Here is an 11,509-nt window from a genome sequence, read left to right as displayed (position 1 = left end):
AAGATAAGGATTAAACAGTGAAACTCAATCAGAAAACGAAACTTGCAGGCCTTGCTGCAGTCGTGGCCATCGCAGTGTCAGCCTGCGGGTCAGCGTCCGGCGCCAGAGAGTCGGTTGTCCAGAACGAAGCAGCAGTTGAGACGACGAAGGGTCTCGTCATCGACGGGGAGCAGATCGCATCCCAGGACGTCTATGACAAGGCGAAGGGCCAGACGCTGAGCCTTTATACGGGATATCCGGAGGCGAATGAGAAGACTTTCATTGAGGCCTTCACGAAGGACACGGGAATCCAGGTGAACATGGTCCGGCTTCAGCCGAACCGGCTTTCTGAGCGCGTCCTCTCCGAGCAGGGAGCTGGCGTGTTGAGCGCCGACGTTGTGCGTATTTCCGACTACCGGCTTGCCGATGGTTTCAGCAAGGCTGGTGTCTGGCGGTCCTACACGGTTCCGGGGTCCGAAAAATTCAAGGAGGTTGTCATCAACTCCGGTGACTTCACCCGAACCCACAATGCCGTCTATTCCTTCGGTTACAACTCCCAACTGGTAAAGGACGAAGACGCACCGAAGAGTTGGGCAGAGCTTGTCGAAGGGAAATGGGCCGGCAAGATCGGCATCGTCCAAGGGAATTCCGGTGGCGGCGTGGCTGCACTAAACCGCTTCATGGAGACAGAACTTGGCCCCGACTATTTCAGCAAGTACGCGGCGTTGAAACCGAAAATTTATGAAGGCGTAGGCCCGGAGCAGACCGCCCTGGCGCGCGGTGAGATTGCTGTAGGCACAATCGCGCCAGCGACCGTAAACGTGGCAGTCGCAACGGAGAATGCGCCGCTGAAGGTCGTTGTCCCCGAAGAGGGCATCATCAGCTTCGATTACTACCTCGGTACCACCGCAAAGGGTTCCAACCCGGAAGCCGCGGACATCTTCATGAACTACAACATGTCCAAACGCGGCCAGCAGATCTTCGCCGACCTAGGCGATTACGCAGTAAACCCAGAAATCGCACCGCCCACCTACGTGGGGGTCCAGCTGCCGACCATCGACTCGGGAAAGGTCTGGCGCATGTCCGTCGAAGACGCCAAGAAGGGCGACGCAGACTCCGCCAAATGGAAAACGGTTTTCGCCTACTAGCCCCAGTATGTTCAATTCAATGTTCCGCGGACCGGTGTTTACCGACCAGCGGAATAAGGGCTGCGGCAGCCGTCACCCTTCCTAGGATGGGGTGGCCGGGTGGGGCGCCGGGATAAACGTCCGCATCATGTGCTCTGGAAAACCATGTGCAACTTATTCAATTCAACGAGGAGATGATATGCCGATCTTGGATCAGGCCATTTGGGCCGGGAAGATTAACGTCAATGGCTGGAAGTCCGGTGGTGGGGGAACCGCTGGTGTTCTTGAGCCGGCTACGGGTAAGTCACTAGGTGAAATTGGCCTGGCATCGGCTGATGATGTGTTCGAGGCGGCGACGAAGGCTGCAGCGGCGCAACGCGAGTGGGCCGCCCGGAAGCCGGCCGAGCGGGCCGCCGTCCTTCGACGGGCGGGTGCGCTCTTCGAAGAGCATGCCGAAGAGATTATGGGTTGGTTGACCCGGGAGACGGGTGGTATTGGACCAAAGGTAGGTCTTGAAGTGGCTATCGCCGCGTCTGAGTGCTACGAGTCCTCGGCCTTGCCGAGCCATCCGCATGGTGATGTCCTGACCTCGAATGAGGACCACTGGTCCTTCGCCCGCCGTCGCCCGGCGGGTGTGGTCAGTGTTATCTCACCGTTCAATTTCCCGCTCATCCTGTCCATGCGTTCGGTTGCGCCGGCGCTGGGTCTGGGAAATGCGGTGTTGTTGAAGCCGGACCCCCGCACCACGGTGACCGGCGGTGTTGTAATCATGCGTGTCTTTGAGGAAGCGGGCCTTCCTGCTGGTGTCCTGCAGCTTGTACCGGGCGGCGTGTCAGTCGGAGAAGCGGTGGTGGCCGCCCCCGAGGTGCGCATCATTTCCTTCACGGGTTCGACGCCGGCGGGACGGAAAGTGGGCGAAGCCGCAGCCAAGCACCTCAAGCGGGCCCACCTGGAACTTGGCGGCAACAATGCGCAGATTGTCCTGCCGGGCGCTGATGTCGCGTTGGCAGCGTCTGCCGGGGCGTTTGGTTCCTTTCTTCACCAGGGGCAAATCTGCATGTCCACCGGCCGCCACCTGGTGCATGAGTCGATTCACGATGAGTACGTTACTGCCCTGGCCGAGAAGGCACGGAACCTTCCTGTAGGTAACCCTGCTACAGAGCAGGTTGCGCTGGGCCCTCTGATTGACGAGAAGCAGCTCAAGCACGTGGACTCAATTGTTCAGGAAACGCTGTTTGCGGGCGCCACCCTGGAAGCGGGCGGATCGTTCAGGGACCTGTTCTACCAGCCAACGGTCCTGTCGGGTCTAAGCGTGGAGATGCCGGCCTGGAAGGATGAAATCTTTGGTCCGGTGGCACCGGTCATTTCGTTCGCCACAATCGAGGAGGCCATCGAGATCGTCAACAGCAGCGAGTTTGGCCTTTCCGTAAGCATCCTTGGCGATGTCGGGATGGCCATGACCGTCGGGGACCGGATCACCTCCGGCAAAATCCACATCAACGAGCAGACCGTGGCCGATGAATCCAACGCCCCATTTGGCGGCACAGGCTCCTCAGGTACCGGATCACGGTTCGGCGGAGCAGCAGCGAACATCGAAGCGTTCACCGAGACCCAGTGGCTTACTGTACGGTCGGAGATCGCCCCCTACCCATTCTGACCACGGCAATTTCTTAGGCGCCTGGCATACCCGGTTTCTTAGGGTTGCCAGGCGTTGTCGGTGAGATCGTTCATGGCTTCGGCACAATATCCTGCGCGGCCCACGTTGCGCGGATGACCGGACTCGCCCTCATTGAGCCGCCGACTTATGTGATGGAGTACCGCTCCCTGCGTTTGCGGGCCGCGGTGTCGGCATTGCTGCGCGGGCACTGCGCTGGGCACGATCCTACCGTTTTAGAGTGCTGGCGAACCTGTAGACGCCGGCCGCCTGGACGAATCGTCCCGAGGAGACCTATTGCGGTCAAGATGGCTGACGGCCGCGATATCGGTATGACGCCGGCGACTGTCAGTAGTTACATCGGACAGGGAGAGCCGTCACGCATACCTTTGATGAGACCGGAATCGGGCACGAAAGATCCCTTGAGGACGCGGCAGCCGATCCCGCGCCCGGATTAAAAAAGCGCTGGCCCGCGCTGGACCAGAAAAAGAAGGTTTGGGTTTCGGGCACCGCGTTTATTAGCATGGCCATTCCCGCCTCCCCACGATCAAGCACGTATCACTCGCTGGACCGCATACGTCATGGAGCAGGCAGCATCTACCTCCCATATCCGCCCTTTGAGCGCTTATACCGGTGTGGCGCAGCGGTCCTTTAGCCGACACAAAGCCGTCGAGCTGCGGTGAGGGCCCAGGTGATCACTGGATCATTCGCTATCGCAACATTCCGGCGCCTCACCGCTTTACAGCTTCAGAATTTCTCGAACCGACAGGAAAGCCGTGAATCTTCATGTGCGGCCAGACTGGCAGCGCGCCCTAGGGCAGTATGTGGAAGTGCGCCGCCATGGTGAGATCGTCGGAGCCGGGACGGTCGAAGACGTTATGCCCGACAACTCTACCCTCTGGATCTCAGCTGCTGGGCCATTCCAACGCAGAATGTTGGAGAGATCCGAAGGACATCAGATTTACGCCCGCTACCCATGGGATCAACCACCAAACGGTCCGACGCGGGCCGGCTGACCCATGCAGAGCAGGAAGTCAAGCATGTCCTCCTCGCGAATTGGTGATGTCCGTTCCCATCTAACTTGGCTTATGTTCCTGCCCCTGGTGCGGTTGCGACAACTTTTGTGGAGCAGGACTGCGTGGCACAGCCTCCGCTTGCCCAAAATCTTCTCCATAGGTGGAAGATCAACACCCTATGTTTTCGCTTTGTGGCCCTGACCTGTTTCTGTCCTTCTCGTAGTGGGTTCTTGGGCCTGATCACTGCTCACGCCGAAGTGCCGGGGGCGTGACTGCCTCACCTGCAGCTTGGGTTTGATTCCAAAAGTTCATGCCTGTGGTGGAGCAGAAACTCGTGCCTGTAGTGGGACCCCATCCAAGGGGACGTAACAACCTCGTCTATGTCAACGGCAATCGCTAACGGTGTTGGTATCTCCACGGCTATAAGGAGGGGTTCCCGCAAATGGGATGAGCGTTCTTCCCGGCTTGGGATAAGCGGAGTACTTCGGCGCGTGCGCAGGGGCATGTGTTGTCAGCTTCTGGCTAGTTGGGGGATGACGGCAGTAAAGCGGGGTCGTGTCCCGAAGTGCTTGGATCTAACAGGAAGAGGAGTTGGTGCAGGCCGTTGGGATGGGGTGCCACGGTGCTATCACCCCACCCGACTGCGGGTTCCTCTTAGGCTGCAGATGTTGTTGTTGATTTGCCGGCAGTCAGAGCAGGAGCGCCGGGCGCGTCCTGGCCGTAGAGCCAGTCGGAGTACTGGTAGTTGCCGTCGCCCCGGTTTTTGAACAGGAGGTTGCGCAGCACGCGGCTGACTCCGGACACGTGCCAGGACTCACCCCAGACACGGGCGGTCCGCTGTACTCTCGCCGTACGGGCGGCGCGGGCCTCATTGAAGCTCTTGAGGGCATGTTCCCAAGCATCATTGTTGATGCCGTCAGTCGTGAAAACTGTGTCTTGGGTGATGTCCTGCAGTACTGCTGCGTCTTCGAGGGCCTGGCATGCCCCTTGGGCAAGGTACTGCAGCATAGGATGGGCTGAATCCCCGATCAGGGTCATCCGGCCGTTGACCCAGTTTTCGATCGGGTTACGGTCGTACATCGGCCAACGCATTCCTGTTCCCAGGTTCTGCAGTGCGTTTCGGACGGCCGGCACACAGTTCCTGTAGGCCTCTTCAAGTTCATCGACCCCGCCGTACTGCTCCTCACCGCGTTCAAAGGACGGGGATTTGAAGACAGCAACGGTGTTGAGAAGCTCACCCTTGCGAAGCGGGTACTGAACAAGGTGACAGTCCGGGCCCAGGTAGACGATAACGTCTTCCAAGTCCGCAGATGGGGTTTCGGCAGTAATCGGAACCGTACCGCGGTAGGCCACATAGGCTGAAGAGACCGGGCAATCGTCGGCGACCGATTTACGGAGCGTTGACTTGAGACCGTCGGCGCCCAGAACGGCATCAGCCTCGAAGACCGCACCGTCAGCGGCATGAGCTCGGGCCCGGTTGCCTACGGTTTCTACACGTTCAATCTTGACGTTGTTCTGAAGAGTGACGCCGGCTTCTTGGCAGGCCTCTAGGAGGATCCTGTGGAGATCGCTCCTGTGAATTACCACGTAGGGAGCGCCGTAACGCTGCTCAAAGTCGCCGCCGAGGGTTTGGCGCGTCAGTTCTTCTCCGCTCACTGCGTCGCGGAATACCAGGTGCTGAGGCTGGACGCCGATTTCCAGGGCCTTCTCAAGCAGGCCCCAACGCTTCAGGGTGCGCGTGGCATTGGGGGCCATCTGTAAACCTGCCCCGACTTCGCCGAATTCCGGGGCCACTTCCACCAGGGTGACGTCGGCTCCGTTTTCGCGTAGCGCCAGCGCTCCGGCAAGTCCTGCCATTCCGCCACCGACGACGAGGACATCTGTGGATGATGAAGTTTCAGACAAAGGATACTCCTGCAGAAGTTGTGGTTTCGTGTGATGCTGCGCACTAGCATCGTTCGCGCTAATGCACGGCGGCAATACAATTCTGATATGCAGAATCCAAGGATTCAGAAGAAGCCCATGTACCCAATCGAAGCTGTGGATAATGCCTTGCGTCTGCTCCAGTTGCTGCGTGATGGTGGAAGCCTGCGCCTCAAGGACGCAGCAGCCGAGCTGGGCGTAGCCCCGTCCACTGCTCACCGGCTCTTCGCCATGCTGGTGTACCGGGGATTTGCAGTACAGGATGAATCGCGGATGTATTACCCCGGAGCGGCCGTTGGTGCCGGCCCGGCAGGTTTGGGCTGGATCCGGCTGCTGCGAATGGTCGCGCAGCCCCACATGGAGGTCTTGTCAGCCAGGGTCAATGAAACCGTGAACCTGATGGTCCGGGTGGGAACAAAGGTAAGGTTCCTTAGCACCGTTGAAGGCACTAATGCCCTTAGGGTGGGGGACCGGCAGGGCAGCGTACTGCCGGCGAGCAAGGCATCCGGCGGTAAAGCCATCCTCGCGGAGCTGGACCCGGAGATGGTCAGGAAGCTGTTCAGCAGCGGAACAGCGGAAATCTCCGGAGACAGCATCTCCGCCACTGAGTATCCTGCGTTCGCCCGCGAACTGGACGTGGTTCGCCAGCGCGGCTTTGCCGCGAACTTCGAAGGCACCGAGGAGGGTATCAGCGCATTGGGCATGACCCTTCACAACGGCAAAGGCGAGGTCGTGGGGGCGCTGAGTATCGCCACCCCTGTCGCACGTTTCCGCCCGCTGTTCGACCAGGGCTTGGTACCCATCATGATGGAGACGAGACGGCAGCTCGAGATTGACATAGCGGCAAACCCTGCCTGAACTTTGGATCGAGCTCTTTTCCAGAATATTCTTCTGAGCAGAATATCCTTTTGGTGCTGCACCACCTCCCTTACGGTGGCACTAACACTGCACTTCGCCCACTAGGAGGCCCCCTGTGTCCATCAGTGCCGAAAATACCACCCACGAGTCAGTTGCCGCCGGGCATGCCGTGCCGGAGCCAACACCGGAAGAGGCTGCCCAGCTGGAGCAGCTGTACAAGGATTTCGACCAGGAAAATCTGATTCCTTTGTGGACTCAGATCGCCGACCTGATGCCAATGGTCCCGTCCCCGAAAGCCGTTCCCCACGTCTGGCGGTGGAGCGACCTGTACCCTCTCGCGGCCCGTTCCGGAGACCTGGTTCCCGTGGGCCGTGGCGGGGAACGCCGCGCTATAGCCCTGGCCAACCCCGGCCTGGGCGGCACCCCCTACGCAACCCCCACGCTCTGGGCAGCCATCCAGTACCTCGGTGCCCGGGAAATCGCTCCCGAGCACCGCCACTCCCAGAACGCGTTCCGGTTCGTCGTTGAGGGCGAGGGCGTCTGGACGGTCGTAAACGGAGATCCGGTGCGGATGTCCCGCGGAGACTTCCTACTGACCCCCGGCTGGAACTTCCACGGCCACCACAACGACACTGACCAGCCCATGGCCTGGATCGACGGCCTCGACATTCCATTTGCCCACTACACCGATGCCGGATTCTTCGAGTTCGGCACCGAACGCGTCACCGATGAGGCCACTCCTAACCTCTCCCGCTCCGAGCGGCTCTGGGCCCACCCCGGTCTGCGCCCGCTCTCAGGCCTGGACGACACTACGAGCTCGCCCATCGCCGCATACCGCTGGGAATACACAGACCGTGCACTACGTGAGCAGCTGCTGCTCGAGGACGAAGGCCAACCGGCCACAGCCGGCCAAGGTCATGCAGCCGTCCGCTACACCAACCCGACCACGGGCGGGGACGTCATGCCCACCATCCGAGCCGAGTTCCACCGCCTTCGTGCCGGCGCCTCCACCGAAACGCTACACGAGGTGGGCTCCAGCGTATGGCAGGTCTTCGAAGGCCGCGGCGCCGTAATCCTGAACGGCGAAACCCGGATCCTGGAAAAGGGCGACCTGTTCGTCGTTCCGTCCTGGACCGCCTGGTCACTGCAGGCCGACACGGAATTCGACCTCTTCCGGTTCAGCGACGCCCCCATTTTTGAACGGTTGAACTTCAACCGCACCTACATCGAAGGACGCACCAAGTAATGAAACTCCTCACCCTCCGCACCCCCGACGGAACCAAAGCAGTACGCCAAGACGGCGAAACACTCACCGAGATCAACGGGTTCACCGACGTCGGGGCGCTCCTGAAAGACTCTGCTTGGGAGGAAAAGGCTACAGCCGCGTCCGGTGCCACCCACCCGCGCAAGGGCGCCGACCTCGCACCCGTTGTTCCTGTTCCCGGCAAGATCATCTGCGTCGGCCACAACTACCGCAACCACATCAAGGAAATGGGGCGGGAAATCCCCGATCACCCCACCCTGTTCGCCAAATATGCCGAATCCCTGATCGGCCCCAACGACGACCTTGCCTTGCCGCAGGAATCAGACGCCGTCGACTGGGAAGCCGAACTGGCTGTCGTCATCGGCAAAACCGGCCGCCGGATCAGCGAAGCCGACGCCTCCGAACACATAGCCGGGTACGCCGTCCTGAACGACGTCAGCATGCGCGACTACCAGTTCCGCACCATCCAGTGGCTCCAGGGCAAAACCTGGGAAAAGTCCACCCCCTTCGGACCTGCCCTGGTCACCAAGGACGAGTTCGCAGCCGGTCCGCTCATGACCTCGGAAGTGGACGGCGAAATCCAGCAGCAGACTCCCACAGGAGACCTGGTCTTCACCCCCGAATACCTCGTGTCCTACATTTCCACCATCATCACCCTCAACCCGGGCGACGTCATCGCCACCGGTACACCCGGTGGAGTGGGCCACGCACAGAACCCCAAACGCTACCTGCAGGAAGGCCAGCTACTCGTCACGACCATCGAGGGCCTGGGCCAGCTGAAAAACCGCGTCGTCAAGGAAGCCTGATGGCCGCCCGCACCGACCAGACCACGGACCCAACGCTCCTGGAGGGTCTCCTGCAGGCCCGCCGCGGCACGGCCTTCTTTGCCCGTAAGCTCAACGAGCTCTCCGACGCGGAACTGGACAGCAATTCATTGCTGGCCGGCTGGACCCGCCGCCACGTAGCCGCCCACGTCGGCTACAACGCACGGGCCATTTCACGTCTGGTTGAGTGGGCCGCCACGGGAGTGGAAAACCCCATGTACCCCTCCAAAAAGGTCCGAGACCACGAAATTGATTTCGGGGCCACGTTGAGCCCGAACGCTTTGCGGAATCTATTTGACCACTCGGCGGTCCACCTGAACGTTGAATGGCGCGACCTTCCTGCAGACGCCTGGCATCACAAAGTCAAGACCATTCAAGGTCGGCTGGTCCCCGCCGAAGAAACCATCTGGATGCGCACACGGGAAGTCTGGGTCCATGCTGTGGACCTCGACAATGGCGCCTCCTTTCAGGACATTCCAGCCCCGGTCCTCACCCGTCTGCTCAAGGACATTACCCGGGCCTGGGCCTCGCGTGGCACCGACAAGGGATTGATGGGCCGCGTCGATGGCCACCCCTCACTGGCCTTCGGCGACATGGAGGCCAGTGCACCTCTGCAGATTTCCGGCCCTCTCGCTGATGTGGCCCGCTGGGCTGCGGGGCGGGGTACAGCCGGAGTGGAGGCGAGTCGCGACGGCGAAATCATCCCAGTGGTGCCTGCGGCGCCTGTTTGGATCTAAACCGGCATCGCCGTGAAGGGGGTCAGCAAACGCTGGCCCCCTCACTTTTGTGTTGGACGAGGCTAGAGGGGGCCGGCCTCGGGCCGGATGGGGCCGTACTTGCTGACGCACCCCGGAACTGGTGGCGACTGTGATCCGTCCATGGCTGGGGTCAATACAGGTTATCCACGGCTGTAAGTGGGAGCCGTTGAGGTAGCTCCTTTGCACGTTGCGAGCCTGCGGGTAGGCACACGACTTACTCCATGGCACGTGCGCGTCCCCGGCCTCGGGCTGCCTCCACCTCGTGGGTTGCCTCCGTCACGCGGGCTGAGATGGAATGGGGGCAGGGAGCGCGGCGCAGAGCGGTGAGGGCGGCCTGTTCGCTATCCGGCGGCGACACGAAGGGTGCGGCTGATTTGTTCGGCCGAGTCCCGGACGGCCACGATGATCTCTTGGCGTTCTTCGGCGCTAACGCGGCTGCCCAGGGCCACGACGCTCAGACCGGCGGCGACCTCTTCGCCCGGATCGAAAATGGGGGCGGCAATGCCGAGGGCGTCGGGGTCGACCTCTGCGTGGGTCATCGCGTACCCGGCCGCGCGGATCTCATGCAGCCGGCCCAGGAGATCTTCCGGCTCAGACAGGGTGCGTTCGGTGAATCGTGGCCGTTCAATGGCGTCGAACAGCTGGCGGGCCTGGGCATCGTCCAACCACGCGAGCAGGACCAGCGCCGAAGCGCCAGCCGTCAGGGGCAGCTGACTACCGCGCTCATAGGAGATGCGCAGCAGCTGGCCCAGGGGCGCCTCACGCTCGAGGCATACGACGGAAGTTCCGGCCCGTCGCGTGAGCAGTACCGTCTCTCCGAATCGATCGCACAGCGCACGCATCTGAGGAAGTGCCACCTCGGACAGCCCATAGCCATGTCGGGCCACGCGCGCCAATTCGAGGATCCGGAGCCCCAGCCGGAAACCTCCGACGGGCGACTCTTCGAGGAAGCCGCGCGAAACCAGTGACTCGAGGTACCGGTAGGCCGTAGACCGGGCCACCGACAGTGCTGCGGCCACCTCCACGGCGGAAACCGAGAACTTCGCCTCGTTGAACATCTCGAGGATGGTCAATGCGCGGTCTGCTGTACTGTTGCGATCTCGATATCCGCTGGTGAAAGCCTGTGAACTCATGTGCCTCAGCTTATCGATAGGCCATTCCATGACCGGAAGCGTGGCCGTCGCCCGGTTTCACTGGGCACGGCCCTGCGGCCTGGTGCTGTTCGTATCAGCCACCCGGCCGCAGGACGTCCCTACAGGGCTTCGGCGACGACCTTGTTGGTCACCCGGCCAATGCCCTCGATTTCGACGGTGACCATGTCGCCGTCGTGCAGGAAAATCTGCGGGTCGCGGCGATAGCCGACGCCGGAGGGGGTGCCGGTGAGGATCACGTCGCCGGGTTCGAGGCGGGTGAACTCCGAGACGGTCGCGATCAAGCGCGGGATGCTGAAAATCAAGTGCGACAGGTCAGACTCCTGTACGACTTGGCCATTGAGCGTGGTGCTGATGCCCGCGGAGGTGAGGTCAACCTCCTCCGGCGTCACGATGTAAGGGCCGATCGGGGTGGAGTTGTCCCAAGCTTTGCCCTGCATCCACTGGTGTGTCTTGTACTGGTAGTCGCGCATGGTCACGTCGTTGCAGACCGCATAGCCCAGCACGTGTTCCAGCGCGTCTTCTTCGTTGATGCGGCGGCCGGCCTTGCCGATGACGACGGCGAGTTCGCCTTCGTAGTCGACCTGCTGTGCCTCGGGTGGCAGCACGATGTCGTCGGTCGGGCCGATGAAGCTGGAGGCGTATTTGGGGAACATGACGGGGTAGGTGGGCAGGTCCCGCTTTGTTTCCTCGATATGCGACTTGTAGTTCAGCCCGACGCAGACGATCCGTGCGGCCGCCGGGGAGGCCGGCCGCAGCCGCACCGCGTGGACGGCGACTTGCTCGCCGTCCAGCCGGACCGCCCCGCGCAGGGCATCCAGGGAGGTGTCCGGGCCAATCTCCGTGATGCCGTCGAGCGGAACCAGGAAGTCGCCCTGGACCTCGCCGACCCGCAAGCGGCCGTCGTGTTCGTAGTTTGCGTATGCCATGAGAGTTCCTTGCCTTCGGTGGAGAT

At 61.4% G+C, this 11,509-nt stretch carries 9 protein-coding genes; 6 read left to right on the top strand and 3 right to left on the bottom strand.

The window, feature by feature from the left end; translation table 11 throughout:
• The first annotated feature begins 17 nt into the window (after positions 1-17).
• Positions 18-1,127: an ABC transporter substrate-binding protein gene (locus AC5RV1_RS01860; RefSeq protein ID WP_493993288.1), complete on the top strand. Its 1,110-nt coding sequence runs from the start codon at positions 18-20 to the stop codon at positions 1,125-1,127.
• Positions 1,128-1,305: 178 nt separating this feature from the next.
• Complete coding sequence (locus tag AC5RV1_RS01855) at positions 1,306-2,763, top strand: benzaldehyde dehydrogenase (RefSeq protein WP_493993287.1); 1,458 nt, start codon at positions 1,306-1,308, stop codon at positions 2,761-2,763.
• Between the two features lie 1,667 nt (positions 2,764-4,430).
• Here the strand turns inward: AC5RV1_RS01855 and AC5RV1_RS01850 are convergent.
• Complete coding sequence (locus tag AC5RV1_RS01850; protein WP_493993286.1) at positions 4,431-5,681, bottom strand: FAD-dependent oxidoreductase; 1,251 nt, start codon at positions 5,679-5,681, stop codon at positions 4,431-4,433.
• 87 nt (positions 5,682-5,768) lie between these two features.
• Here AC5RV1_RS01850 and AC5RV1_RS01845 point away from each other — a divergent pair, with 87 nt between their 5' ends.
• The 4 genes from AC5RV1_RS01845 (at position 5,769) to AC5RV1_RS01830 (ending at position 9,382) form a co-directional block, all read left to right on the top strand.
• Positions 5,769-6,557, top strand: a complete 789-nt coding sequence (locus tag AC5RV1_RS01845; protein WP_493993285.1) for an IclR family transcriptional regulator — start codon at positions 5,769-5,771, stop codon at positions 6,555-6,557.
• A 115-nt stretch (positions 6,558-6,672) separates the two neighbouring features.
• Entirely contained in the window at positions 6,673-7,803 is a 1,131-nt protein-coding gene (locus tag AC5RV1_RS01840; RefSeq protein WP_493993284.1) for a cupin domain-containing protein, read from the top strand.
• Positions 7,803-8,627, top strand: a complete 825-nt coding sequence (locus AC5RV1_RS01835; protein WP_493993283.1) for a fumarylacetoacetate hydrolase family protein — start codon at positions 7,803-7,805, stop codon at positions 8,625-8,627. The genes AC5RV1_RS01840 and AC5RV1_RS01835 overlap by 1 nt, the downstream gene beginning before the upstream one ends.
• On the top strand, positions 8,627-9,382 hold the full coding sequence (locus tag AC5RV1_RS01830; protein WP_493993282.1) for a maleylpyruvate isomerase family mycothiol-dependent enzyme: 756 nt from the start codon (positions 8,627-8,629) through the stop codon (positions 9,380-9,382). The genes AC5RV1_RS01835 and AC5RV1_RS01830 overlap by 1 nt, the downstream gene beginning before the upstream one ends.
• Before the next feature lie 362 nt (positions 9,383-9,744).
• Here the strand turns inward: AC5RV1_RS01830 and AC5RV1_RS01825 are convergent, their stop codons facing one another.
• Both AC5RV1_RS01825 and AC5RV1_RS01820 read right to left on the bottom strand, forming a co-directional pair.
• Positions 9,745-10,536: an IclR family transcriptional regulator gene (locus tag AC5RV1_RS01825; RefSeq protein WP_493993281.1), complete on the bottom strand. Its 792-nt coding sequence runs from the start codon at positions 10,534-10,536 to the stop codon at positions 9,745-9,747.
• Positions 10,537-10,655: 119 nt separating this feature from the next.
• Positions 10,656-11,483 (bottom strand): fumarylacetoacetate hydrolase family protein, encoded by an 828-nt coding sequence (locus AC5RV1_RS01820; protein WP_493993280.1) that lies wholly within the window; start codon positions 11,481-11,483, stop codon positions 10,656-10,658.
• Positions 11,484-11,509 lie beyond the last annotated feature (26 nt).

The organism is Arthrobacter sp. Hb9-2 (assembly GCF_059091165.1).
Note: the sequence above shows the minus strand (reverse complement) of the source record. Positions and strands in the feature narration are given on the sequence as shown.